The organism is Sphingobium psychrophilum, assembly GCF_012927105.1.
GTDB lineage: Bacteria > Pseudomonadota > Alphaproteobacteria > Sphingomonadales > Sphingomonadaceae > Sphingobium > Sphingobium psychrophilum.
Genome location: NZ_JABBFV010000005.1, coordinates 210,888 through 236,520, shown reverse-complemented (window position 1 = coordinate 236,520; position 25,633 = coordinate 210,888). Strand labels below are relative to the sequence as shown.

Sequence of the window (25,633 nt, the reverse complement as noted above, 5' to 3'; positions counted from 1 at the left end):
TCTCAGAGCGCCTTTCCAGCATCGGACGGGAGCGCATCCAGCATCGCCGTGACGATCGCCGCGATCTCTGGCGCGATTCGGGGATTACGGTGATAGCGCGCCCATTGGGTATCGCGCCGGTCGACGAGGAGACCGGTGGCCTTGAGTCCGCCCCATTTGTCGCGACCTGCGCGACTGGGAGACGTCGAGGACTTCCATGAGCTCACAGACACAGTGGTCTTCGCCGTCCCAAAGAACGGCGAGGGCCCCGGGCAAATTGGCTCGGACAGGCGGCCATGGGGTTGGTGACAAGCATGCAACCTCGATATGCCGCGCCTGCCCATGCCAATATCCGCATATTTACCTAAAGGCCGTGCTTGCTGCTTGCGCCGCGTCGCTCGCGACGATGGCCCGCACGATCGCGCGAGCCCTGCGTCCGCTTCCGATCAACGTGGCGGAAGCAAAGCCGGTCCAGTCACCATAGCCGTGCAGCCAGAGCCGCGGTTCCGCTTCGGCCTGGCCAAGAGCATTTACCGCCACGCGCCCGTCATCGCCGACGAATCCAAGATCGCCCAGAAAACCCAGCGCGGCGCGAAAGCCGGTGCACCAGATGATAGCATCGACCTTCGTTTCCGCCGCTTCGGGCCAGACAACGCCATTTGGGGTCATCTGAATAAATGGCCGCACGTTGGCGAGCGCGCCACGATCCCGCGCCTCGCGAACCGGAGGCACCATGACGATGTTCGCGAAGCCGAGCGCGGGTCCGGCAATGGCTTCGCCACGATGCATGGCCGTGGCGCGCTCGAACAGCGCACGCCCATCGACATCATCGGGCAGGAAGACCGGCGGGCTTTGCGTAACCCAGTTCGAATGCGCCACTTGCGAGATCTCGGCATGGATCTGCGCGCCCGAATTGCCGCCGCCGACCACCAGCACCGTCTTGCCCGCAAAAACGTCGGGCCGGACATAGTGCGCGGAGTGGAGCTGGATGCCGGCAAAGCTGGAACGGCCGGGAATGTCCGGGATAAAGGGGTGGCTCCAGGTTCCCGTCGCCCCGATCACCGTCTTCGCCAGCCAGCTTCCGCGATCCGTCTCGACTCGCAGCCGGCCATCGTCCGCCTTGTGCAGCTGTGACACCTGGACGGGGCGTTCGACCGGAAAGTCGTATCGCGTCTCATAGGCCGCGAGATATGCGATCACATCATCACGGGTGGGGAAGCCATAATGGCCTGGCGGAGGCATCTGCCATCCCGGCAGCGAGCTATAGGCCGCCGGCGAGAACAGCCGCAGCGAATCCCAGCCATGGCGCCAGGCCCCGCCGGGCAGCGTCCCGTCGTCAAGGACAACGAAGTCGCGTTGGGACCGCAGCAGATGCCAGCCCATCGAAAGACCGGCCTGCCCGCCGCCGATGACGACGATATCCTTTTCGAAGAGTGTCACGTTCGGACTGTCTGCGACGCAATGGCGATCGAATACACGCTGGGCGGATCAAGCGGGGCGCGGGCCTCCTTGCGCTCCAAATCGCGATCGATCGTATGTATGGCATGCGTCGCAGGAAGATAGAGAACCGAGACCAGTTCCTCCATGACATTGATGAAGCCCTTTAAGGCGGAGCAATTTTCAAGTGCCAGCTTGATCTTCACCTCCCGCGAAAAGCTATCGTGCATGAGAGTCTCTAGAGGAGCCGTAACGACCGACCCCTGTTCGAAACGCCTCAGACGATTTATCGCCCGTATAGCCGATGATCAGCCCTCGCCCATGCCCTCCGACGGCTTCGGTGCGCCGCCGCTGCGGACGCTTTGCTCGATCCGGCGGCCGACATCGGCATCTATGCTCTTCCAATATTCGAACGCCCGCTCAAGAACCGGCGAGCGGACGCCGCCGAGCAGACTGCCCGCGACCTGATCGACCAGCTTCGTCCGCTGCCCGTCATTAAACACGTCGCGGACCATGATCCCGGGTTGCATGAAGTCATCGTCCTCGGCGCGCAGCGTATAGGCGCTGCGAACCATTGGACCGTCGGCCTCCCAGCCGTCCGCAACAGGCCCTGTTTCGTCCGCCCAGCTTCTGCCGCCGCTGTTGGGCGCGTACACCGGAGCGCTACCGCTGTGATGATAGGCCATCTGGCCGTCGAACATGTAGGTGTTAACCGCTACCTTCGGCTGGTTGACCGGCAGTTGGTGAAAGTTGGTGCCGATGCGGTTACGCTGCGCGTCGTTGTAGGCGAACGCCCGGCCGAGCAGCATCTTGTCGGGCGACAGGCCGATGCCCGGCACCGTGTTTCCTGGTGAGAACGCTGCCTGTTCGATCTGGGCGAAGAAATTCTCCGGATTGCGATTGAGCGTCATCGCGCCCACCGGGATCAGCGGATAATCCGCATGCGACCAGGTCTTGGTCAGATCGAACGGGTTGATCCGGTAGGCGCTGGCATCTGCATAGGGCATGATCTGGACAGACAGCGCCCAACTGGGATGCTCGCCGCGCGCAATGGCTTCAAACAGGTCGCGGCGATGGAAATCCGCATCGGCCCCCGCCATTGCCGCGGCTTCGGCATTGGTAAAGAAGGCCATGCCCTGATTGGTGTGAAAGTGATATTTCACCCAGAATCTCTCGCCTTCGGCGTTGATCCACATATAAGTGTGGGAGCCGTAGCCGTTCATGTTGCGCCAAGTGCGGGGCAGACCGCGTTCGCCCATGAGATAGGTCACCTGATGGGCGGATTCCGGATTACTGGTCCAGAAGTCCCACTGCATATGATTGTCGCGCAGACCCGAATCCGGCAAACGCTTCTGACTGCGGATGAAGTGCGGAAATTTCATTGCATCGCGAATGAAGAATATCGGCGTGTTGTTGCCGACCAGATCATAATTGCCTTCGTCGGTGTAGAATTTAAGCGAGAAGCCACGCACATCGCGCCAAGTGTCGGGACTGCCGGCCTCGCCGGCAACGGTAGAAAAGCGCGCGAGCATGTCAGTAGTTGTGCCCGGCTGGAACAGGGCAGCCTTGGTATAGGCGGAAACGTCCTTGGTCGTTTGGAATATACCGAAAGCGCCCGAACCTTTGGCATGCGGTTGCCGTTCGGGGACCTTTTCGCGGTTGAAGTGCGCCATTTGCTCGAGAAAATGGACATCCTGAAGTAGAATCGGGCCATCCGGACCAACCGTCAGCGAGTTGCGATCGCTCAGCGCCGGAGCACCTGTGCTCATCGTGGACCCGCGCTCATCTTCCCGGTCGGTCATTGCACTTCTCCAGCAGAAATCAATGTTTCCTGTCTCGGCGCTATCTTCCTTTGCCGATATCCGTAGAGGCCCTTATGCTGAAGCAACGACCGTCGCCGGACGCCAGAACTCGTGACGGTAGGCGCGTTTCGCTACGTCGAGTGGAGCGGGAAAGTGCCGCACGGACACGTGCCGATGGTCTCGTGAATTCTGTATAGCCATAATGTCGGGCGAGCTGCTTCGCGCATGACAATATCGATAGCATGCAATAGCTCCGTTCGAATTGCGTCGCGACGGTGCGGAACAGGTCTGTAGGTGCCGGATTCCGTGGGTAGCACTTTCAGGAACACCAAGGCGGCCGCCTATCCATTTCTCATATATGCTCTTCCGTTCGCCCGAAACGGCTGCACAGGAATTCCATCAGCGCATCCACATGGGGGTTTGCCATGCTATAGTAGATCGTGGTCGCTTCACGGCGGGTTTGCACCAGGCCGCCCTCGCGCATCTTCCCCAGATGCTGGGAAACGCTGGATTGGGACAGGCCGCACAATCCCACCAGTTCGCCCACCGAAGCCTCGCCCTCGCGCAGGCGGCACAGCAGCAGCAGTCTTTGCTCGTTGGCCACCAGCTTGAGCAGGTCGGCGACTTCCGTCGCACGCTCGCAGAGCATTTCGGCGGCAGCACTCCAGGCCATCATCGTGTCGCGCTTTTCCCGTCATCCCGCAGCACGACATAGATCGCCGGGATGACGAGAACGGTGAGCAGGGTCGAAGAAGCAAGGCCGAAAAGCAACGAGATTGCAAGACCCTGGAAGATTGGGTCGGTGAGGATCACGGCCGCGCCGATCATCGCCGCCCCGGCCGTCAGCACGATCGGCTTGAACCGGATCGCGCCCGCCTCGATCAGCACGTCGCGCAGCGGCTTGCCGGGTGTCGCGGTGTGTCGGATGAAATCGACCAGCAGTATCGAATTGCGCACGATGATGCCGGCGAGCGCGATGAAGCCGATCATCGACGTAGCGGTGAAGGGCGCCGAAAACAGCATGTGCCCGATGACGATGCCGACCAGCGTCAGCGGCACCGGCGTCAGGATCACCAGCGGCAGCCTAAAACTGCGGAACTGGGCGACGACAAGGATGTAGATGGCGAGCAGTGCGACCATGAACGCCGCGCCCATGTCGCGGAAGGTAACCCAGGTGATTTCCCACTCGCCGTCCCATAGCAGCGAGGTGACGGCTTCATCTTCGGGCTGGCCGTTGAGGCGTATGGTCGGCTTGGCGAGGCCTTTGGACGCCCAGTCATAGGCATCGACCGCCTTGTCGACAGCGAGCATGCCATAGATCGGCGCCTCATAGTCGCCGGCGAGTTCGGCCGTGACCATGTCGGCGAAGCGGCCGTCGCGCCGGAAAATCGCCAGGCTGCCCTGTTCGTTGCGCGCATCCACGATTGCGCCCAGCTCGATCAGCGCGCCGCCCGGCGTTGCCGCGACCGGCGTGCTGGCCAGCGTCTGCGACCATCCCCGTGCCGATTGCGGCAAGGCGATGGTGATCGGCAATGGCGTGCGGCCTTGGCCGCGCGGCGCATAGCCGACCGTCTGGCTGCCCATCAGCGCGCCGATGCTGTCGGCGACTTGACGCTCGGAGAGCCCATAATAATCGATGCGGTCCCGCTGCGGGACCAGGCGCAGTTTGGGTCGAGGCTGGCCGAAGCTGTTGTCAACATCGACGATATAGGGGACCGAACGGAAGATCTTTTCCAGTTCGGTCGCGGTGCGCTGCCGGGTCTGTGCATCGGGACCATAGATCTCAGCCAGCAGGGTCGCGAGCACGGGCGGCCCTGGCGGTGTCTCGACCACCTTGACCGACGCCCCATCGGGCAGTTTCAGCGCCTTGAGCTGTTCGCGCAGGACAAGGGCGATCTGGTGGCTGGACCGGTCGCGCTCGCCTTTGGGCAACAAGGCGACCATCACGTCGCCCATCTCCGGCTTGTTGCGCAGGAAATAGTGGCGGACGAGGCCGTTGAAATTGAACGGCGCGGACGTCCCGACATAGGCTTCCATGGCGGTTGCCTCGGGCAGCCTGCGCGCCACGGTCGCCACATCCTCAAGTGTCCGGCCGGTCGCCTCCAGGCTCGTGCCTTCGGGCATATCGACCACCACCTGGAGCTCCGACTTGTTGTCGAAGGGCAGCAACTTCACGGTCACGGCCTTGAAATAGAACATCGAGCAGGCGAGCAGCGTGGCGATGCCGACCGCGATCAGGAAATTGCGCGCCGAGGCACGGCTGTCGATCACGCGGTGGGCGACGCGGGCATAGAGCCGGCCCAGCTTGCCGCCGCTCTGGTCATGTGCGTGGCCGGCATGCGCCGTTCCGTCCGTCAGCGCCTTGCGCGCGAAGCGAACCATCAGCCAGGGCGCGATCACGACCGCAACAAAAAAGGAAAAGACCATCGCCGCCGAGGCGTTGACCGGGATCGGCGCCATGTAGGGGCCCATGAGCCCGGAGACGAACAGCATCGGCAGCAAGGCGGCGACCACGGTGAGGGTTGCCACCACGGTCGGATTGCCAACCTCGGCCACGGCCTCGATCGCGGCCTGCGTCCGGGTTCGATCGTCCGGCATCGCCCAATGGCGGGCGATATTCTCGATCATGACGATGGCATCGTCGACCAGGATGCCGATCGAGAAGATCAGCGCGAACAGGCTGACGCGGTTGATCGTGTAGCCCATGAGGTTCGAGGCGAACATGGTGAGCAGGATCGTCGTGGGGATGACGACGGCGGTCACGCCGGCCTCGCGCCAGCCGATGGCAAAGCCGATCAGGACGACGATGGAGACGGTCGCGAGCGCCAGATGGAACAGCAGCTCATTGGCCTTCTCGTTCGCGGTCGCGCCATAGTTGCGCGTGACCGCGACATCGACCCCGGCGGGGATGAGCTTGCCCTTGAGGCTTTCGATCCTGGACAGCACGGCGTCAGAGACGACAACCGCGTTGGCACCCGACCGCTTGGCGATGGCGATGCTGACAGCAGGCGCGCTCGACCATTGGTCGCCGCTCCGCGCCCAACGCCAGGCTCGGGCCTGGTCCTCGCGTGGTCCCTGGCTGACGGCGGCAACGTCGCGCAGATAGACCGGCGCGCCGCGCGCCGAGCGGACGGTGAGCATACCCACTTCCTGCGCGGAGGACAAAGTGCGGCCGGCGGTGACGGAAACCGCCTTGCCGCCCTCGCGAATGCTGCCGGCCGGAAAACTGCGATTGGCCTGGCCGGCCGCTTCGATGACGCTGCCGAGCGGCACGCCATACTGGTTGAGCCTGGCCGGGTCCGGTGCGATCCGGATCTCGTCGGGACGGCCGCCGGTCAGGAAGGTCAGGCCGACATTGTCGACCTTGGCGATCTCGGTGCGCAACTTGGTGGCAAGATCGTGGAGCGCCTGGTCGCTCCATTGCCCAGCGCCCCCCGGCTTGGGCGTGAGTGTGAGCACGATTGCGGGGACGTCGTTGATCCCGCGCACCGTGACTTTGGGGTCGGGAATGCCCACCGGGATTCGATCCCAATTGGCGCGCAGCTTCTCGTCGATACGGGTCGCGGCGTCCTCGGGGTCCGATCCTACCAGGAAGCGCGCCGTCACCATCACGCCATCATCTTCGGCCTGGGTATAGACATGCTCAACGCCATCGACGCTCTTGACGATGGTCTCGAGCGGAATGCCGACCAGTTCGACGGCGTCGGCAGCGGCGAGGCCAGGCGCCATCACCTGGATGTCGACCATCGGCACGCTGATCTGCGGCTCCTCCTCGCGGGGAATCGAGAAGATGGCGAGCAGCCCGACCGCGATCGCCGCCATCAGGAAGAGCGGCGTCAGCGGCGACATGATGGTGGCGCGGGTCAGGCGACCGGAGATGCCGAGGTTCATTTGCGTGCGCCCGCCAGGAAGAGCGTGTCCCCGGCCGCGACGCCGCTCAGGATCTCGATGCTGTCGGGGTTGGCGGTGGGCGCAACCTGCACGGGCACGGCGCTCACCCGGCGGTCGGCCGTCACGACATCGACCTGGTCGATGCCGTAGCGGGTCGAGACGAAGCGGCGCGGCACGATCAGGGCACGGCGGCGGCCGACTTCGATCGAGACGCCCGCGCGCCGCCCGACAAGCTGTGTCGAAAGGCCGGGCACGGTCGCATCGACCCGCACCCGGCCCCCGGTGACAGCGGGATAAACCTGCGTCACTCGGCCCTGACGCGACCCGTCGGGCGGATCGCCGTCAGCCACCAGGATTTGCGCGCCGCTGCGCACCTGCCCGGCAAGCGATTCCGGCAGCTCGAGCCGCAGCAGCGGCGGACCGGCGGTGATCGTCGCCACCGACATGCCCGGCGCGACGACCGATCCGGCCGGGATGTCGGCGCGCAGCACCCGGCCGCTGGCTGGCGCGAGGATCGCGCCCTGGCCGGCGACGCTGGCGCTCGCGCCTTGCTGCGCACGCGCAGCCGCGACCTGTGCATCCGCGGCGCGCGACATGGCCACCGCCTGGTCAAGGCGCGCCTTGGCATAGACCTTGTTGTTGTAGAGATCCTGGACGCGGGCGAGGTCGCCGCGCGCGCGCGCCGCCTCGGCCTGCGCGGCGGCGATCTGCGCGCCATAAGCGCTGGTCTCGTAGCCCAGGCGGGCATCGACGATCATGCCGATGCGCTGGCCCTTTTCGACCATATCGCCTTCGCGGACCGAAAGACTGACAAGTGTCCCGGATATCCGGGCGAGCGCCTCGGCGGAATCGCGCGTTGTGATCTCGGCGCCGACCGCCTTCATGTCGGCGATGTCGCTTGCCGCAAGCTTCAGCGACTCACCGGCGGGGAGCGTCGCGGAGGCTGGCTCGGCTTCTTCCTTGCCGCCGCAGGAAGCCAAGGCGAGCGATGCGCTCGCAAGCCAGACCCAGTTTGTCATCCTGCGCATCCCCGACCCTTTCGCTCTTATTTGCCGCTGACGATCGGCAGACCGGCGTTTTTCCATGCGCCGATGCCGCCGCCCAGATGCGTATCGATCGCCGTCTGCGCCTGCGCGCAACGGTCCAGCGCCATGCCGGAGCGTTTGCCACCCGCACATTGAAGCACGACCGTTCGCCCGGCTGCATCCGGAACATTACGCGGTGAAAAGGTCGACAAAGGGATGTTCACTGCGCCAGCGATGTGGCCCGCTGCGAATTCGTCCGGCTCGCGCACATCGATGAGCAGCGCGGAACCGTCCGCGAGCATGCTCTTGAGTTCCAGGGGCTGCAACTCACGATGCGATTTTGACTTTCCGAAACCAAACATGGGACTCTCCATCAATTTGATTATTGCATATATCGTGTAATCATTATATTCCGTCAAGCCAGCTCTTGAGAGGTGCGAGAGGAAGTCATGGACAAGCCGAAGATCGTGGTGCTGGGCGCCGGGCTGGGCGGCACCATCGCCGCCTATGAAATCAACGCGGCAGTAAAGGCGCGCGCCGAGGTGATGATGGTATCCGACTCGGAAACGTACTCTTTCGTGCCCTCCAACCCATGGGTCGCGGTCCGCTGGCGCGAGCCCGAGGCGATTCAGGTACACCTTCCGCCCATCTTCGCGAAGAAAAGGATCGGCTTCACGGCGGTCGGCGCGAAGCGTCTCCATGCTTCGGAAAAGCGGCTGGAGCTTAATGACGGCACGTCAGTCAATTACGATTATCTTGTAATTTCAACCGGGCCTGATTTAGCATTCGATGAAATCGAGGGGCTGGGGCCGCACGGCGGTCATACTGTTTCGATCTGCCAGACGGCTCATGCGTCCGCTGCGGCAGAAGCCTTCGATCGCTTCGTCGAAAACCCCGGGCCCATCGTGGTAGGCGCCGTCCAGGGCGCCTCCTGCTATGGCCCGGCCTATGAGTTTGCCCTGATCCTCGACACGGAACTGCGCCGCCGCAAAATTCGCGACAAGGTGCCGATGACGTTCGTCACCGCCGAGCCCTATATCGGCCATCTCGGCCTCGATGGCGTCGGCGACACCAAGTCCTTGCTCGAAAGCGAGATGCGCGAGCGGCATATCAAATGGATCACCAATGCGCGCGTCGCCAAGGTCGATGCCGGCATGATGCATGTCGAGGAGATCGCCGAGGGCGGTGCGGTCGCCAAGACCCACGATCTGCCGTTCAGTTTCTCGATGATGCTCCCCGCGTTCCGGGGCGTTCCGGCCGTTCGCGACATTGCCGGGCTCACCAATCCGCGCGGCTTCATCCTGGTCGACAAGCACCAGCGCAACCCGGCCTTTCCCGAAATCTTCGCGCTGGGCGTCTGCGTCGCCATCCCGCCGACCGGCCCGACGCCGGTGCCGGTCGGCGTGCCCAAGACCGGCTTCATGATCGAAAGCATGGTCACTGCGATCGCCGCTAACCTCGACATGATCCTGGACGGCAAGGAGCCGACCGCCGAGGCGACCTGGAACGCCGTCTGCCTGGCCGATTTCGGCGATGGCGGCGTCGCCTTCGTCGCGCAGCCGCAGATCCCGCCACGCAACGTCAACTGGGCGGCGAGCGGCAAATGGGTCCATCTCGCCAAGATCGGCTTCGAGAAATATTTCCTGCGCAAGGTGCGCAAGGGCGAGAGCGAGCCCTTCTACGAGAAGTTGGCGCTCCAGGTCATGGGCATCCGCAAGCTGCGGATGTGATCTCACTTCAGGAAGGGAATCCGACAATGACTCTCGATCGCGCCGTCATGATATTTGCAGGCTGTGTCGTCCTTCTGGGCATCGTTCTGGCCTATCTGGTTCATCCCTGGTGGATCGCGCTGACCGCTTTTGCCGGCCTCAACATGATCCAGGCTGGCTTCACTGGTTTCTGCCCCGCCGCGACCGTCTTCAAGGCGATGGGCGTCCGACCGGGGACCGCCTTCAAATGAACCGATCCCGCCGGGTCGCTCGCCTGACGCTGTGGTTTGCCGCTTCGCTGCTGGCGAACACGGCGGCCAACGCCACGACGCTTGATGAAGCGATTGCGGCGGCGATGCGCCATGCACCCGAGATCGTGGTCGCGGATGCGGAGACCGACGCGGCCAAGGCGCGTCTCGATCAGGCGCGGTCGGGACAGCTTCCGACCGCAACGCTGAGCGGGACGATCGGTTATGGTCGCCTCGATCCCCAGAGCTTTTTCGGGCTGGGCGCCGCCAATGTAACCCCGCGCGCGGCCCAGGTGACGGTCGAGCAGCCGCTCTTCACCGGCGGACGGGTCGGCGCGGGCATCGATCGGGCGCGCGCAGGGATTGCAGGCGCCGAGGCCGGGCAAAGCGGCGCGCGCGCGCAACTCGCCATGGCGGTGACCCAGGCTTATGGCGACGTCCTGACAGCGGCGCACATGCTGGCTCTTTATGAGCGGCTGCTCGCCGAGACGACCGAGATCGAGCGCCAGGCGCGACTGCGCTATCGAGCCGGTGAAAGTCCCAGCACGGACGTCGCGCAGGCTGGTGCGCGCTTGGCCGAAGCGCGCGCGGGTCTGGCCCGGGCGCAGGGCATGCAGGTCTCGGCTCGCGCGCATTTCACCAACCTGACCGGCCTTGAGCCCATCGATTTGCAGCCCTTGCCCGCCAATCCGCCGCTGCCCGCGACGCTCGACGAGGCGATGGAGGAGGCGATGCGCAGCAACCCCCTGGTCGTCCAGGCCCAGGCCCGCCTGCGCGCGGCGCAGGCGGCGTCCCGTGGCGCGCGCGCCGAACGATTGCCCACTGTCGGGGCTTTTGCCGAAGCCGGAACGGTGCGCGACCAGTTTTTTCCCGATTATCGCGCGGACAGCGCGACCGTCGGTGTCCGGGCTCGCTGGGAACTGTTCAATGGCGGTCGCGTGTCGGGCAAGGTTGCCGAAGCGAGCAGCGAAGTCCGCGCCGCCGACGCGCGGATGCGCGCCGCCAGCATGCAGGTCGAGGAGCAGGTCATATCGGCCTTCCAGGAGGTGCGGACGGCGCAACTCGTCGAGCAGGCCGCGACCGAACAGGCCGCCTCGGCCGCGCAGGCGCTCGAGAGCGTCCGTCACGAGGTGCGGGTGGGTATGAAGCCGCAACTCGATCTGCTCGACGCCGAGCGCGAAGCGATTGCCGCCGAAGCGGGGGCCACCCGCGCTCGCACCGACCGAATCGTCGCAGCCTATCGGGTTGCAGCGCTGCTCGGACGCCTTTGAAGCCTGGAGTAAAGAAAATGCACAAGGACTGGCCAGCTATGGCCTCGGAATTGACCGGGGCGATCAAGGAAGTGCGCCTGGGCACTCCAGAGGTAATGAAGGCCTTCTCGGCGATGGCGCGCGCCGCGACCGAAGCGGGTGCTCTCGACACCAAGACCAAGGAATTGATCGCGCTCGCCATCTCGGTTGCGATCCGCTGCGACGGATGCGTCGCCTTCCACTCGCAGGCGGCCGTCAAGAATGGCGCCACGCGCCAGGAGATCATGGAGGTGATGGGCATGGCGCTCTACATGGGTGCAGGTCCGAGCCTGATGTACGCGGCGCAAGCGGTGGAGGCCTTCGACCAGTTCGCGGATAAGGCGCCGGGCTCATAGTGTCCATCGGGCGACCTTCCCGTCCCTCCTTACGCTTTAGAGGTCAGCTGCCGCCATCTGGCCGCTTGGACATCATACTGCGAACGAAGCTGCGCCTTCGGTCGATTCTTCGGAGCAATGCATCAACGGGGACGCGCCCGAGTCGCCTTATCGAGCTGGACCAACAGCGCCTGTTCTTCGATCCAATTCGATCCGTGATCGATCGGTTCATGCCAGCCCTATCGATCCACGCGCTTCGGCGCGGGCTTCCCGGCGATCCTGCTTCAGCATCCGCTATATCCTGCTGGAGCAAGCCCCGGACCAATGCCCGCGCATGATCCATCCTGGCGAGACGTCTCACAGCCTATGGACTATTTTGGGAACACGAATGCTCGAACGCGGCGGGCTCGGATCGACCACCTGCTGCTGAACCTATCGGTCGCCACCCACCTAGCTGACGCGCAGGGTGGATCGTGCCGTACATGGCTGGGGAAGATGTGCAGGCACCCGCCGGTCCGTCGAATTTGCCCTACAGCCGCATCAAGGGGGTGCGTATGCACGGCTGCGGTGCCAATGTCGGCCCGTGAAGCAGGTCGCGACCATTCTCGAATTCTCGACGCGGCGGCAGGGGCTCGTCGAGATCACACGGCACGTAACCGACTGGGTCGCTGAAGCGGGATTTCGGCAGGGGCTGCTCACCCTGTTCTGCCGCCACACCTCGGCATCGCTGCTGATCCAGGAAAATGCGGCGCCCGAGGTACGCGTCGATCTCGAGGCCTATTTCGCGCGGATCGCACCGGAAGATCCGTCAGCATATGTGCATGACGATGAAGGTTTGGACGACATGCCAGCGCACCTGCGGACTGCGTTGACGCAGGTGCAGCTTTCCATCCCGCTGATCGATGGGCGCCTGGCGCTCGGCACATGGCAGGGCATCTATCTGTTTGAACACCGGCGACGGCCACATCGCCGCACCGTCGCGGTGCATCTGCTTGGCGCATGAGCGCAGTCGTCCGAGAGGCAGCGTCATGGCACCGATGAGCGCGGGAGTTCTGCTGTACAGGCGCCGCGGTGCGGAGGTTGAGGTTCTGCTTGTCCATCCAGGCGGGCCTTTCTGGCGTAACAAGGATGCTGGGTCATGGCAGATTCCCAAGGGCTTGATCGAGCCGGGCGAGGAAGCATCCGCTGCGGCACGGCGCGAGGTCGAGGAGGAACTCGGCATCCGCCTTACCGGCGAGCTCCATCGGCTTGGACAGCTGAGGCAGGCGGGAGGCAAATCTGTCGAGGCGTTCGCTCTTGAGCAGCAGGTCGATATCGACGCCGTGGAGAGCAATCTGTTCGAAATGGAATGGCCGCCGCGATCCGGCAGGATGCAGTTGTTTCCGGAAATCGATGAAGCGCGCTGGTTCGCTCTCTCCAGCGCCTCGCCCAGCATGCTCATAAGCCAGCGTCCGCTGCTCGATTGGCTCGCAGATTATCTGCGGAACGACGATAGTTCGGCTTCGCCGTTGGAACGGTGACCGGCGCCGTCTGGAATAGCCGGCGACAGCGGGAAATGATTGAACGAGGACCGTTCCCGTGGCTCAGTAGCCCTGCCGACAAGTCGTCACTCGCATCGATGATACGCTAACGAGAGAGGCTGGAGGTGGCGGCCGCGCGCTCGGGTGGGGACTGCACTAAGGCAGCAGGTGGCCGGGGGAGACGATGGTATCCGGACCGAAAAATCTATAGAGGATTCCAGCCATTTGACATTGATATCCACGCGACGATGCGTTCTGTGGCGCGGCACCCCGACTGGCTGCCTTCCGCTTTGGTCAAACCTGCCAAGTCCTGATCGTTCGGTAATGTTGCGTATACTGGGGCGGCATGGCGCCCTGTAATCGTTCGGTGAAGATCCCGCCCGAACGAGGAGAATGTCATGTCCCCGGTTCCTCTCATGAACGAGAGCCCCACCCGATCCGACGCGGCAATAATCAATTGTCCGGGAAGCGCTTCAAGGGCGCGCGGATGGAAAATCGCACTCTCCGCGCTTGCACTCGCCGCCCTCCCCCTGGTTTGCGGATCTGCGCTCGCACAGAGCGCTGTCGATCAGCGGCGATGGACGGACGCCCAGGAACGCTATCGCGCGGAGGTCGCCCGCTACGAGGCGGAGCGCGATCGTTATGAAGCCGTCGTGCGCGCCGATCATCCTGACACGACCGGTCGGCGCGGCAGCGATCCCTACACGACGGAGTATGACGCGGCCCGTTACTACAGGGACGATCCCCGTTATGGTGAGCGTCGCCTGTCCGACCGCGACGAGGTTTATCGTGGATCCGATGGACGCTATTACTGCAAGCGGAGTGACGGGACGACCGGTCTCATCATCGGAGCCGCGAGCGGCGGGATTCTCGGCAACATCATCGACGGCGGTCGCCATCGTACCGCCGGTACGCTGATCGGCGGCGCGCTGGGCGCGCTTGCCGGCCGATCGATCGAGCAAAATGACATCCGCTGCCGGTAAAACGCCCTGTCCACGGGAAGCATGAAGTCGTGACCGTGGACTAGCCGCATCGACTATCTCGCAACCCTGACGCCGTCCAGAATGGCAAGTTAGAGGCCATCATCGTGACCCACAACACTCGCGCTCGTGCCGGATGTTCCGCCTATAGCCGCCTCTGGCTTGGCTCCGCGCTGATACTCGCTGCTTCCCTCTCTCCGGCGATTTCTCCGGCCCAGGCCGCTGCTGCGGAGAACGACATTTCGCAGCGTCGGGCATTGTGCACCCGCTCGATTGCGCTCTCCGGCTTCGATCAGGTCATGGACGCCAACATCCGCGAAGCGGTCGAAGACTCCTTCCGGACGCTGTCCGCCGCCTTCCCCGACGACACAGATACAATCTCCGCCTATCGCGACTCATTGGGAGAGGCGATGGTGGCCGCGAAGGCCCCCGTCCTTTCAAGGCTTCGCGAGAGTTGCGCGGCGGCCTTCACAGTGGAAGAGTTGACGGGAATTAACGCCTTCTATGAGAGCAGTGCCGGTCGCGCCTGGCTCGAAAAGGGCCGCACGCTCATGGTTCCGGCACTTGAGAAGGCGGTGAGCGATGTCACTCCCGAGATCATTGTCGATGCACAAAGACGATTCTGCGCCCGCTTGGGTGGGTGCAAGAAAGAGCCGGCGGCATCCTCTGCCCATCCGACATTGTGAGAACGTTCGGCGATCCCGCTGGGAGCGTCTCGCGAAACTGGCCGGATGTCGAATGGTGGCGTGCCGAATCGGGTCCGAACCACCCTGAAAAGATCGAGCCCTGCGGAAAAGCACGTAGAGACCTGGACGTGCAAAGCTTGCTAGTCAAAGATCAATCAGAAGCGATGATGAAGATCCGGATCGTACAATTTGTGCAGATGCTCGGATGGTCGGTGGCGCAACGGTGGAAATGCGCCAGGCGCGATGCAGGATCCGGGGTTTCGCCTGCCGCCCACGACCGGGCGATATCGTATCGATTTTGATATCAAGCGGGAGATGAAGATGGCCTCGCCAGTCGATGAGTTCGTCCGTGTTGGCCAGCTGAACTTCCAGCTTGGCCTTGTCCTGACGGATATCGCGCGTGCTACCTGGGAACGCTTCGTCCAGATCAGCGAAAAGATTAGCATCGAATGTTCCACGGAATCGGATGCGGTGATGCAGCGACTTTTCCAGCCCAATGCCGAAAGTCAGACAGATGTTCGCGGCGGTCAATGGGATGATATCGTCGCCGATGTGGAGGCATGGCGGCTGGAGACGATGGAGCGGAGCAGGACGGCCTGCGAGGACTGGCGGCGGGCTTGGCTCAATGGGGCAACGAGTGAGTCGCTGCTCCCAGCCGCTTCGACGGTCCTATGTCCTTGGCCCGTCGCCCTTACGGACCAGGCTGATATAGGTCAGACAAGGTCAGCTGGCGATACCTGAGAAGAAACGCGCTCGACTCTTCGCGGGCCATGCTGGTCGCAGGGACCAGCGGCGCTCACCTCGTCGCCCAGACGCCCGGGATGGCTTTTCCGAAGGAACCTGCCGGAGCGAACGCAGCCATCCAGACAGTGGAGATCGACTCAAGCGTTTCGGTCGATGGCGTGACCGACGAGAAGGAGGAGATCGAACGCCGCCAGGTGCGCATTCTCAACCGACAGGGTGCGGCGATGCTCGCTGCAGAGAAGCAACGTGCGGATGCCATTCAGCGCAACTATCGCAACTATGATGAGGCTATGGTCGCCGCGTACGTTGACATCCACCGGAAGGCGACTTGGTGACCAAGCGCCTCCATGCTCAAGCCGCCCGGCAGAACGATATCTTGTTCGGCAATCGCCTCGCATCGGGAGGGCTGACAAAGCCGCGATGAATATAGGGGGGTGAAGATTTCTGGAGTTGGGATCGATGCGTCCCGCCAAGATAGGCGAGCATGGCAATCCGTGCCCTGTGAACCCGGCTTTTCAGAACTGCCAGTGATACGCCGCATTGTTCGGCAGCGGCCTCATAGGCGAGCTGGTCCTCGACCACGGCAAGCAGCGCCTGCCGGTTGAATTCGGAGAGCGCTGCCAGAGCCTGGCCGAACTCCTCGCGCAGAAGGCCAATCTCCTGATCCGGTGGCGAAACCGGCAAGCTATGCATCGCGAGATCGTTCCAATCGACCTTCCTGCGCTCGCGCCGCACATGTGAGAGGAAGAGGTTGCGCAGGATCGTGAAGGTCCATGCCTTGAAGTTGCTTCCGGTTTCGAAGCGCTCGCGCGCTTTCCATGCTCGCGACAATGCCTCCTGCACCAGATCCTCGGCTCCGTCGGCGCCATTGGTGAGCCGTCGCGCATAACGGGTGAGTGCTGGTAGTGATGCCCGTGTCGCACAGTCGAATTCTCCCGGGGTCATGGATTTCGCTCTACCTTCGGAGTTGCTTGCGACATCATTCTTTGTGTCGACGACATTGGTTATCGACGGCCGATTGACGACCTCACCGTCCACGACGGCGCGGCCACAGGCGCACTGGCGGCACATAAAAGGCGACGAGGCAGGTCAACGCCAGGAACACGAGGGCTATAGCCATGGCCACGACCCAGAAGCGGGGATCTTCTTTCGATACGAACCAGCCCGCGATCAGCGCGGGTATGATCAGCAGCAACCTGGCGGCCCAAGCCATATTTCCATCCTGACATCATCGACCAGGACACTACATCCCAGCTATTGTTGAAGGTGGGCACCGGCACAGGGCAGGTGATCCGCGATTTCGAACGAGAAGTTAGCCCGGGCATGATGGTGCGGGCATACGTAAGTTTACGAAACCGCGACGACGGCTCGGCCCTTGGTCGTTGCCGCAGATGACAATGATTCACGCATGACCATCCGTTCCCCCAACGCTTCCAACCGCCCCTCGCCGGAAATCTAAGGACTTTTGCGCATTGCCCGCAGACCTTCGATCTCCTTCTTACGCTCCTGGGCTGCCGCAAAGAACCGGCCGGCGATGTCCGCACATGAACCGACTCGAAACTGGGAGCAGCTGTGAAGACAGAGACCGCGATGGCCGACAACACCGCCGGCAGCGTACCCCGACACATTGACTTTCTCATCGTCGGCGGTGGCGTCGCGAGCGCGATCGCAGCCGAGACGCTGCGCGCCGAGGGTGCGAGCGGCGCTGTTCTCATACTATCGGCGGACGAATTACCGCCCTATCATCGCCCGCCTTTGTCCAAGCAGTTGCTGCCCGAACGTGAAGACGAGGAACGGATCTTCGTCCATCCGAAAGGTTTCTACGACGAGCGTGATATCGAACTGCGGCTCAACAGCCCGGTGGTCGGCGTGGACACCGTCAGCCAGATCGTGCGGACCGCGGCAGGTGAAAGAATCGCCTATGGCAAGCTTCTGATCGCCACGGGAGCGACGCCGAAGTCTCTCGGTGTTCCGGGAGAGGCGCTCGCGGGCGTTCACACGCTACGGACCAAGGCCGACACCGATGTTATCCGCGAAGCCGCCGGGACGGCAAAGCGCGCGGTCGTCATCGGCGCCAGCTTTCTCGGTATGGAGATTGCCATGTCGCTGGTGGCTCGCGGGCTCGACGTCACCGTCCTCGAGCGCGGAAGCGTGCTCCTTCCCCATCTCGAGGCGTCGGACCTTTCGGCCCATTTCGAACGCCGTGCGCAGAGCCAGGGCGCTACGGTGCTGCTGAACGACACCGCGATCGCGTTCCACGGGAGCACGACGGTCGAGGAAATCGAAACGAGCGCCGGTCGACGGATAGCCTGTGATCTGGTCGTGGTCAGTATCGGCGTTTCGCCCACCAGCGGCTTTTTGGAAGGCAGCGGGATCGCGCTGGAAGACGGCTATGTCGCCATCGACGCGCTGCTGCGCACAAGCGTGCCCAATGTCTTCGCGGCAGGCGACGTCACGAGCTTCTACGATCCGGTCTTCGCGCGCCGGCGCCATATCGAGCATTGGGACAATGCCATAAAGCAAGCCCGCCTCGCCGCGCGAAACATGCTGGGCCGACGCCTGAGATATGACGAAGTCTCCTATTTCTTCTGCGAGGTCGGCGACATCGGCTTCAACGTGCTGGGCGCCACCGAGGAAGCCGACGAATGGATTACCCGGGGCTCGCTGGACGACGGCTCATTCGCGATGTTCTATCTCAAGGGCGATGTGCCGCGCGCGCTGTTCTCGACCGGACGACCCGCCGACGAGACACGTGTTGCCGAAGGGCTCATCCGTTATCGGGTCAACCTTGGCTCGGTGAAGGAGCGCCTGCGGGAGGCCGACTTCGCGCTCGAACAGATCCCGACGCAGACCGCGCTGATCCTGCAGGGCGGCGGCGCGCTGGGCGCGTTCGAATGCGGGGTCGTGAAGGCTTTGGAGGAAGAGCAGCTTTTCCCGGACATAGTCGCAGGTGTTTCGATCGGCGCGTTCAATGGCGCCGTCATTGCCAGCAATCCCCGGCAGGCGACGCAGGCCCTGGAAGCCTTCTGGAACGAACTGGCCGTGCTGACCTCGGCGCTCTCGCCCGCTATTTTCCGGCAGACGGTGGCCGCGGCCCAGATCCTGACGTGCGGTGTGCCGAATTTCTTCAGGGCAAGGTGGCTGCCGCCGTTCACCCCGCTGGAATGGCCCGTGGCCTGGACAAGCTATTATGACACGACGCCCATGCGCCAGCTGATCGCGAAACATGTCGACTTCGCCGCGCTCAAGACGAGCCCGGTGCGCCTGCTGATCAGCGCCGTCAACGTGGCGACCGCAGAACTCGAGGTCTTCGACAGCTATGTCGATGACCTCACGCCGGACCATATCGTGGCGAGCGGCAGCTTGCCGCCAGGCTTCCCGTGGACGGTGATCGACGGCAAGGCCTATTGGGATGGCGGCATTATCAGCAACTCGCCGCTCGATCTCGTCGTCGACCGCTGCGGCCCGGACGGCAAGCGGGTCTTCATCGTCGACCTTTATTCGGGACAGCGGGCGCTTCCCTCCAACATGATCGAGGTTCTGGCCCGGCGCGATGAGATCGTTTATTCCGAGCGGGTGCGGAGCGATCTGCACTACCGGGAGACGGTCGACAGCTATCGCAGGCTCATTGACCATGTTCTCAGCTATGTCGATCCTGCCAGCGCGGCCCGGGTCAAGCATCTGCCCGATTATATCCAGCTCATGGGGGACGGCGCGCCGACGAGGATCACCCGGTTCGTGCGGACCGGCCAATCGGACGAGCATTCCTCGGGCGACTATGATTTTTCGGATGTGGCGATCGAGGCCAGCCGGTCCGAAGGCTATGCGGTCGCAAAAGGAATACTCGGCCAGGCGCGCGCGCCTTCCGCGGATCCCGCACGGCCATGATGGCTACATGGACCCCACCGCGTTCTTGCCGATCCGCCAGCGCCACAGGAGGAGTGTGATCAGCGCGATCGCAGCGAAACAGGAGCCGGCGGCAAATGTTAGTTTCGGCCCGTATCCGTCCCAGAGGCCACCCGCGACGACGCTCGCGACCAGCATGGCGATCCCCTGAGCAAAGCTGAAGATGCCGAAGCCCGTCCCGCGCAACCGCGCAGGCGCCGTATCGGCCACGAGGCTGGCGAAGAGCCCCTGGGTCAGCCCCATGTGCAGGCCCCAGAACAGCACGCCCAGCATGACGCTGGCGACCGTCGTGCCGAAGGCGAGAATGAGATCGGCGCTAATCAGGCAGGCAATGCCCATCGAGAGAAGACCTGTCCGGCCGATGCGGTCGGACAGCACGCCCGCCGGATATGCCGAGCCGGCGTAGACGATGTTCATCACCACCATCACGCTCGGGACAAAGGCAAGCGGCAGGCCCGTATGCTGGGCGCGCAGGATGAGAAAGGCCTCGGAAAACCGTGCGAAGGTGAAGATGATCGCGATGCCCGTCGCCATCCAGAAGGCGACCGGCATGAGACCGGCATCCGACAGCCGGAGTCTCTCCTTCCCCTCGGCATGGTGTTGCGGCGGCTCGCGGACGCCGAAGATCATGATCCCGAGCGAGGCAAGAGCCGGGACTACGGCGATCCAGAATACCAGGCGGATATTGTCGGAGCTGAGCGCCATGAGCGCGATTGCGGCAAGCGGGCCGACGACGGCGCCCACCGTATCGAGCGATTGACGCAGGCCAAAGCTCGCGCCGCGCAGGTCAGGCGGCGCAATGTCGGCGATGAGGGCGTCGCGGGGCGCGTCGCGCACGCCCTTGCCGATCCGGTCGATAAAGCGCGCCGCGACCACCCAGCCGATCGTCGCGGCGAGCGGGAAAACGGGCTTGGTCAGGGCGGCGAGACCGTAACCCACCGTCGTCAGCAGCTTGCGCCGGCCGAGCCAGTCCGACAGCCCGCCTGAAAAAAGCTTGGTCACATTGGCGATGGCTTCCGCGATGCCCTCGATCAAGCCGAGTGTCAGCGCGGACGCACCAAGCGTGGTCACAAGAAAGACCGGCAGCAACGCGTGGATCATCTCCGAAGAAATATCCATGAACATGCTGACGAAACCCAGCATCCAGACACCCGACGGCATCGCGCGTGACAGGGCGCGGGCGGGAGGCGATTCAGCCACGATGGGGAGGGACGCCGGCAAAACCGGTTGGGAGTGATCGCGCCGCCTGGGCCACGAGGCGTCCCGCGCTCATTCCGGTGCGCGTTTCAACCATCGCGGCGGACCGGGTGACCATGAAGGATGTGGATATAGTTGGCGCGCTCGAACGCCGCTGGATCCTTGAGGTGCCGCTGGCTCATTCTGCCGCGCACATCGGCCAGCGAGGCGACACCTCGCGCGGCAAGCAGCGTGGTCAGTCCCTCGATCAATGTCTTCATGTGCGGGATGCCATGCCGCAGCAGCGCCGAGGTCGTCATCACGGTATCGGCGCCCGCCAGCAGATATTTCAGCACATCGCCCGGCGCCTCGACGCCGGTGCTTGCGCCAAGCGAGGCCCCTACCCGCCCGTGTAGCACCGCGATCCACAGCAGCGGCAACCGCATCTCCGCCGGCGTGCTGAGCTCGAGGTCCAGTTTCAGTTCAAGCGTAACAAGATCGATGTCGGGCTGGTAGAAGCGGTTGAACAGCACCAGAGCGTCCGCGCCCTCGCCGGCGAGGGCGTGCGCCATCGCCGCCATGCCGCTGAAATAGGGGCTGAGCTTGACCGCGACGGGAATGGCGACGACAGCCTTCACGGCTTTCAGGGTGTCGATATAGCGCTGCTCGACCGCGCGGCCGTCCGCTGTCGGGTCGGCCGCGATAAAGTAGATATTGAGTTCGATCGCATCGGCTCCGGCCTGTTCAAGATCGCGGGCGTATTCGGCCCAGACTTCGCCGGACACGCAGTTCAGGCTGGCGATCACCGGTATTGCGACGGCCTGCTTCGCGCGTCGGACGATATCGAGATAGCGCTCTGGTCCAAAGCCGTACCCGCCATAGAGCGGGAAATAGCTCTGGGCCTCGGCCGAACCGGTCGCTGCAAGCTGGCCCTGCCGCTCGAGCGCGTGGCGCTCGGCGTCGATCTCCTCCTCGAAGATCGAGGGAAGCACCACGGCACCCGCGCCATGGTCCTCCAGCGCCCGCAGCGTCTTGATTTCCCCGTTCTGCGGCGCTGCCGAGGCGATCAGCGGGTTGTTCAGGCGCAATCCCATATAGTGGGTGGTCAGGTCCATGCGCCGCTCCCGGTCAAAGGCGCGAGATGCGAGCCTGCCCGGCACGAACCGTTCCACGACCGGCCCCATGCGGCCACGCCAGAGCGATGTTGCCCCTTGGCGCACGCGAGACGCGTGCGCGCGAACGAACGGTTGCAGGCGACGGGCCGCGTCATCCCGCCTCGCCCGAATGGTCGCGCCTGGCTGGCGCGACAGCCGGTCGCCTGGCCTCGCGTGTTTCGGGATGGAAGCCATCGCCACCGCGGCTCGCAAGCGCCTCGTATTGGCGATATTTTTCGTCGGCGACCTGCTGTGCCTGGGCGAGCAGCGCCGCGGCTACGGCCGGATCGCTCTGGGCGAGCGCGCGATAGCGCAACTCGTTATAGGCATAGTCCTTGAACGCTATCGTCGGCCGCGGTGAATCGAGCAGGAACGGCCTTTCACCGATCGCGCGCATCGGCGGGTTGAAACGGAACAGTGGCCAGTAGCCGCTGGCGGTCGCCAGATCCTGCTGCTTCATGCCATGGCGCAGGTCGAAGCCGTGCGCGATGCAATGGCTATAGGCAATGATCAGCGACGGACCCGCATAAGCCTCGGCTTCCCGCATTGCGAGCAGCGTATGCTGGGGGTTGGCCCCCATCGCAACCTGGGCGACATAGACGTCGCCATAGGCGATCGCCTGCAGCGCGAGATCCTTGCGCGCCGCCCGCTTGCCCGCGGACGCGAATTTGGCGACGGCGCCGAGTGGGGTCGCCTTGGAGGCCTGGCCGCCGGTGTTGGAGTAGACTTCGGTGTCGAGCACGAGGATATTGACGTCGCGTCCGCTCGCCAGGACGTGGTCGAGGCCGCCATAGCCGATGTCGTAGGCCCAGCCGTCACCGCCGACGATCCAGACGCTCCGCCTGACGAGATGATCGACGACCGAAAGAAGATCACGGGCCCGCTCGTCATCCAGCGCAGCAAGCTTTTGCTTCAGGGCATCGACACGGGCGCGCTGGGCGCGCAGGTCCGACTCGCGCTCCTGCGGCGCGTCGAGGATCGCCCGGGCGACCTCCTCGCCCAGGCTCGCGGCCAGGTCGAGCAGCAACGTCCTTGCCAGATCGAGGTGCTTGTCCGCCGCAAGGCGGAAGCCCAGCCCGAACTCCGCATTGTCCTCGAACAGCGAATTCGACCAGGCGGGGCCGCGGCCGGAGGCATCCTTCGTCCAGGGCGTGACCGGAAGATTGCCGCCGTAGATCGACGAGCAGCCGGTCGCGTTGGCGATCTGCAACCGATCGCCAAACAGCTGCGACAGGAGCTTGAGATAGGGCGTCTCGCCGCAGCCGGCGCAGGCGCCCGGGAATTCGAACAGCGGCTCGAGGAACTGCACGCCGCGCACATTGGCGAAATCGACGCGCGCGCGATCGTTGACCGGCAGCGTTTCGAAGAAGGCGATGCTGGCCTTCCCCGTCTCAAGGATCGGCGCCTTGTCCGCAAGGTTGATCGCCTTCCTGCCCGGTTCGCGCGAACTGTGCGCGGGACAGACCTCGACACAGATGCCGCAACCGGTGCAGTCCTCCAGATAGACCTCCAGCGCGAAGCGAACCTCAGGGTTCCCGCGGGAGTTGACCGGCGCGTGCTTGAACCCTTCCGGCGCGCCGTCGCAGGCATCCTGTGTGAAATATTTCGAACGGATGACGCTATGCGGGCAGGCAAAACCACATTGGCCGCACTGGATGCAGACGTCCGGATCCCAGAGCGCGACGCTCTCCGAGACGTTCCGCTTCTCGAACGCCGCGGTTCCCGAAGGATAGGTTCCATCGATCGGCAGTTGGCTGACGCGGAGATCGTCGCCGCGACCACGCATCATGCTGGCAGTCACTTCCTGGACGAACGCCGGCGCGCGCGACGGCACCGTTGGCGGTCGTTCGAACAGGCTCGTCACGGTGGACGGCACCGCCACCTCGAACAGATTGGCCAGCGCATGGTCGACTGCCGCGAAATTCGCGCGCACCACGCCCGCGCCCTTGATCCCGTAGCTCGCCTCGATCGCGTGCTTGATCCGCCCGATCGCCTCGTCGCGCGGCAGCACGCCCGAAATGGCGAAGAAGCAGGTCTGCAGCACGGTGTTGATCCGCTCGTCCAGGCCCGCCTCGCGCGCGACCCGGGAGGCGTCGATCACGAAGAAGCGCAGCTTTTTGTCGACGATCTGGCGCTGGAGCGAGCGCGGCAGATGATGCCAGACGGCCTCCTGCCCATGCGGCGTGTTGAGCAGGAATGTCCCGCCATCGACCGCCAGCCGCAGCACATCGAGGCGGTCGAGAAGGCCGGACTGGTGACAGGCTATGAAGTTGGCCGATTCGATCAGATAGCTCGATCCGATCGGATGCTTTCCGAACCGCAGGTGCGAGATCGTCTGCGCGCCCGACTTGTGCGAGTCATAGACGAAATAGCCCTGAGCATAGCTGTTGGCATCCTCGGCGAGGATCTTGACGCTGTCCTTGTTGGCGCCGACCGTGCCATCGGCGCCGAGCCCGAAGAACAGGGCCCGCACGACATCCTCGCGCTCGAGCGAGAAATCCGGATCGACCGCAAGACTGGTCTGCGCGATGTCGTCCTCGATGCCGACGGTGAAGCCGTGCTTGGGATTGGCGCTTTTCAGTTCGTCGAACACGGCCTTCGCCTGCGCCGGACTGAAGTTCTTCGATCCCAGACCATAGCGTCCGCCGATCACCCGCGGCATGGCCGCGCGCGTACCGCTTGCGACCGCCTGGGCCAACGTCGCGACAACGTCCTGGTAGAGCGGCTCGCCCGATGCGCCCGGTTCCTTGGTCTGCTCGATCACCGCGATCGCGCGGCAGGTCTCGGGCAGGGCCTGCAGGAACTGCTCGGTCGCGAACGGGCGGTACAGCCGCACCTGCAACACACCGACGGACTCGCCCCGGGCTTCAAGGAACGCCGCCGTCTCGCACGCAGTCGCCACGCTCGAGCCCATCAGCACGATCACGCGATCGGCGTCGCTCGGCCCGGTATATTCGAACAGATGGTAGGCCCGGCCGGTCAGCGCGGCGAAGCGGTCCATTGTCGCCTGCACGATCGCGGGCAGACAGGCGTAATAGGGGTTCACCGTCTCGCGCGCCTGGAAGAAGGTGTCCGGATTATGCGCCGTGCCGCGCACGACGGGATGCTCCGGTGTCAGCGCCCGGGCCCGGTGCGCGCGAACGAGATCCTGGTCGATCATCGCGCGGATCTGGATATCCGAGAGCAGGCTGATCTTGTTGAGCTCGTGCGAGGTTCGAAAGCCGTCGAAGAAGTGCAGGAACGGTATGCGGGCCTCGAGCGTCGCCGCCTGCGCGATCAGCGCTGCGTCATGGGCCTCCTGCACTGAGGCGGACGACAGTAGGGCAAAGCCGGTCGTCCGCACCGCCATGACATCGGAATGATCGCCGAAGATCGAGAGGGCCTGCGTCGCGATCGCCCGGGCGGCGACATGGAACACGGTCGAGGTCAGCTCGCCGGCGATCTTGAACATGTTGGGCAGCATCAGCAGCAACCCCTGCGATGCCGTGAAAGTCGTCGTGAGCGCACCGGACTGCAACGCTCCATGGACCGCGCCTGCGGCGCCGCCTTCGCTCTGCATTTCCTGCACGACCGGCACATTACCCCAGATGTTGGTCAGTCCCCCGGCGGACCATTCATCGGCCAGCTCGGCCATCGTCGAGGATGGCGTGATCGGGTAGATCGCGCACACCTCGTTGATCCGGTAGGCGACATGGGCAACCGCGGTGTTGCCGTCCATGATCTCGGTACGGGGCATGTCGGGCTGCATCATG

The 25,633-nt window shown here is 64.0% G+C and carries 24 protein-coding genes; 10 read left to right on the top strand and 14 right to left on the bottom strand.

Going from position 1 to position 25,633, the window contains the following annotated elements:
• Positions 1 to 2: 2 nt before the first annotated feature.
• The 8 genes from HHL08_RS09430 to HHL08_RS09395 all read right to left on the bottom strand — a co-directional run bounded on the left by HHL08_RS09430 (position 3) and on the right by HHL08_RS09395 (position 8,496).
• The gene (locus HHL08_RS09430) at positions 3 to 206 is read right to left on the bottom strand and encodes a hypothetical protein (RefSeq protein WP_206377796.1); all 204 of its coding nucleotides are present in this window, start codon (positions 204 to 206) and stop codon (positions 3 to 5) included.
• Between the two features lie 133 nt (positions 207 to 339).
• The gene (locus HHL08_RS09425; protein ID WP_328804622.1) at positions 340 to 1,419 is read right to left on the bottom strand and encodes an ArsO family NAD(P)H-dependent flavin-containing monooxygenase; all 1,080 of its coding nucleotides are present in this window, start codon (positions 1,417 to 1,419) and stop codon (positions 340 to 342) included.
• Complete coding sequence (locus HHL08_RS09420; protein WP_169572573.1) at positions 1,416 to 1,622, bottom strand: hypothetical protein; 207 nt, start codon at positions 1,620 to 1,622, stop codon at positions 1,416 to 1,418. Before HHL08_RS09420 ends, HHL08_RS09425 begins: the two co-directional genes overlap by 4 nt.
• Positions 1,623 to 1,724: 102 nt before the next feature.
• The gene (locus HHL08_RS09415) at positions 1,725 to 3,218 is read right to left on the bottom strand and encodes a catalase (RefSeq protein ID WP_169572571.1); all 1,494 of its coding nucleotides are present in this window, start codon (positions 3,216 to 3,218) and stop codon (positions 1,725 to 1,727) included.
• A gap of 352 nt (positions 3,219 to 3,570) precedes the next feature.
• Positions 3,571 to 3,894: an ArsR/SmtB family transcription factor gene (locus HHL08_RS09410; protein WP_048576653.1), complete on the bottom strand. Its 324-nt coding sequence runs from the start codon at positions 3,892 to 3,894 to the stop codon at positions 3,571 to 3,573.
• Positions 3,891 to 7,109 carry an efflux RND transporter permease subunit gene (locus HHL08_RS09405; RefSeq protein WP_169572570.1) on the bottom strand — a complete coding sequence of 1,073 codons (3,219 nt, stop codon included), beginning with the start codon at positions 7,107 to 7,109 and terminating at the stop codon, positions 3,891 to 3,893. Before HHL08_RS09405 ends, HHL08_RS09410 begins: the two co-directional genes overlap by 4 nt.
• Positions 7,106 to 8,128, bottom strand: a complete 1,023-nt coding sequence (locus HHL08_RS09400) for an efflux RND transporter periplasmic adaptor subunit (protein WP_169572568.1) — start codon at positions 8,126 to 8,128, stop codon at positions 7,106 to 7,108. Before HHL08_RS09400 ends, HHL08_RS09405 begins: the two co-directional genes overlap by 4 nt.
• A 26-nt stretch (positions 8,129 to 8,154) precedes the next feature.
• Positions 8,155 to 8,496 (bottom strand): rhodanese-like domain-containing protein, encoded by a 342-nt coding sequence (locus HHL08_RS09395; RefSeq protein WP_048576679.1) that lies wholly within the window; start codon positions 8,494 to 8,496, stop codon positions 8,155 to 8,157.
• 87 nt (positions 8,497 to 8,583) lie between these two features.
• Between HHL08_RS09395 and HHL08_RS09390 the strand changes: the two genes are divergently transcribed.
• From HHL08_RS09390 to HHL08_RS26115, 8 genes are all read left to right on the top strand, one after another.
• Positions 8,584 to 9,864 (top strand): NAD(P)/FAD-dependent oxidoreductase, encoded by a 1,281-nt coding sequence (locus HHL08_RS09390; protein WP_169572566.1) that lies wholly within the window; start codon positions 8,584 to 8,586, stop codon positions 9,862 to 9,864.
• 26 nt (positions 9,865 to 9,890) lie between these two features.
• On the top strand, positions 9,891 to 10,094 hold the full coding sequence (locus tag HHL08_RS09385; RefSeq protein WP_169572564.1) for a YgaP family membrane protein: 204 nt from the start codon (positions 9,891 to 9,893) through the stop codon (positions 10,092 to 10,094).
• On the top strand, positions 10,091 to 11,362 hold the full coding sequence (locus tag HHL08_RS09380; RefSeq protein ID WP_169572562.1) for a TolC family outer membrane protein: 1,272 nt from the start codon (positions 10,091 to 10,093) through the stop codon (positions 11,360 to 11,362). The genes HHL08_RS09385 and HHL08_RS09380 overlap by 4 nt, the downstream gene beginning before the upstream one ends.
• Positions 11,363 to 11,379: 17 nt before the next feature.
• The gene (locus HHL08_RS09375) at positions 11,380 to 11,736 is read left to right on the top strand and encodes a carboxymuconolactone decarboxylase family protein (protein ID WP_169572560.1); all 357 of its coding nucleotides are present in this window, start codon (positions 11,380 to 11,382) and stop codon (positions 11,734 to 11,736) included.
• Positions 11,737 to 12,298: 562 nt separating this feature from the next.
• Positions 12,299 to 12,718 carry a secondary thiamine-phosphate synthase enzyme YjbQ gene (locus HHL08_RS09370; protein ID WP_169572558.1) on the top strand — a complete coding sequence of 140 codons (420 nt, stop codon included), beginning with the start codon at positions 12,299 to 12,301 and terminating at the stop codon, positions 12,716 to 12,718.
• Positions 12,618 to 13,235, top strand: a complete 618-nt coding sequence (locus HHL08_RS09365; RefSeq protein ID WP_328804620.1) for an NUDIX domain-containing protein — start codon at positions 12,618 to 12,620, stop codon at positions 13,233 to 13,235. Before HHL08_RS09370 ends, HHL08_RS09365 begins: the two co-directional genes overlap by 101 nt.
• Positions 13,236 to 13,651: 416 nt before the next feature.
• Positions 13,652 to 14,218, top strand: a complete 567-nt coding sequence (locus tag HHL08_RS09360) for a glycine zipper 2TM domain-containing protein (protein ID WP_169572556.1) — start codon at positions 13,652 to 13,654, stop codon at positions 14,216 to 14,218.
• Positions 14,219 to 14,322: 104 nt separating this feature from the next.
• Positions 14,323 to 14,901 carry a DUF2059 domain-containing protein gene (locus tag HHL08_RS26115; RefSeq protein ID WP_169572554.1) on the top strand — a complete coding sequence of 193 codons (579 nt, stop codon included), beginning with the start codon at positions 14,323 to 14,325 and terminating at the stop codon, positions 14,899 to 14,901.
• Between the two features lie 144 nt (positions 14,902 to 15,045).
• Here the strand turns inward: HHL08_RS26115 and HHL08_RS09350 are convergent, their stop codons facing one another.
• Positions 15,046 to 15,432 carry a hypothetical protein gene (locus HHL08_RS09350; RefSeq protein WP_169572552.1) on the bottom strand — a complete coding sequence of 129 codons (387 nt, stop codon included), beginning with the start codon at positions 15,430 to 15,432 and terminating at the stop codon, positions 15,046 to 15,048.
• A gap of 239 nt (positions 15,433 to 15,671) precedes the next feature.
• Here HHL08_RS09350 and HHL08_RS09345 point away from each other — a divergent pair, with 239 nt between their 5' ends.
• Positions 15,672 to 15,980, top strand: a complete 309-nt coding sequence (locus tag HHL08_RS09345; protein ID WP_169572550.1) for a hypothetical protein — start codon at positions 15,672 to 15,674, stop codon at positions 15,978 to 15,980.
• Positions 15,981 to 15,996: 16 nt separating this feature from the next.
• On the opposite strand, the gene HHL08_RS09340 is transcribed toward HHL08_RS09345, so the two are convergent.
• A complete protein-coding gene (locus HHL08_RS09340; protein WP_169572548.1) occupies positions 15,997 to 16,683 on the bottom strand; it encodes a sigma-70 family RNA polymerase sigma factor in 687 nt (228 codons plus the stop codon).
• On the bottom strand, positions 16,673 to 16,858 hold the full coding sequence (locus HHL08_RS09335; RefSeq protein WP_084653327.1) for a hypothetical protein: 186 nt from the start codon (positions 16,856 to 16,858) through the stop codon (positions 16,673 to 16,675). Before HHL08_RS09335 ends, HHL08_RS09340 begins: the two co-directional genes overlap by 11 nt.
• Positions 16,859 to 17,235: 377 nt before the next feature.
• On the opposite strand from HHL08_RS09335, the gene HHL08_RS09330 reads away from it, so the two are divergent.
• A complete protein-coding gene (locus HHL08_RS09330) occupies positions 17,236 to 19,533 on the top strand; it encodes an FAD-dependent oxidoreductase (protein WP_169572547.1) in 2,298 nt (765 codons plus the stop codon).
• Between the two features lie 3 nt (positions 19,534 to 19,536).
• On the opposite strand, the gene HHL08_RS09325 is transcribed toward HHL08_RS09330, so the two are convergent.
• The 3 genes from HHL08_RS09325 to nifJ form a co-directional block, all read right to left on the bottom strand.
• Positions 19,537 to 20,694, bottom strand: a complete 1,158-nt coding sequence (locus tag HHL08_RS09325; RefSeq protein ID WP_206377795.1) for an MFS transporter — start codon at positions 20,692 to 20,694, stop codon at positions 19,537 to 19,539.
• A gap of 143 nt (positions 20,695 to 20,837) precedes the next feature.
• On the bottom strand, positions 20,838 to 21,947 hold the full coding sequence (locus tag HHL08_RS09320; protein ID WP_206377794.1) for a dihydroorotate dehydrogenase-like protein: 1,110 nt from the start codon (positions 21,945 to 21,947) through the stop codon (positions 20,838 to 20,840).
• Between the two features lie 46 nt (positions 21,948 to 21,993).
• Positions 21,994 to 25,632 carry a pyruvate:ferredoxin (flavodoxin) oxidoreductase gene (gene nifJ, locus HHL08_RS09315; RefSeq protein ID WP_235955003.1) on the bottom strand — a complete coding sequence of 1,213 codons (3,639 nt, stop codon included), beginning with the start codon at positions 25,630 to 25,632 and terminating at the stop codon, positions 21,994 to 21,996.
• Position 25,633 lies beyond the last annotated feature (1 nt).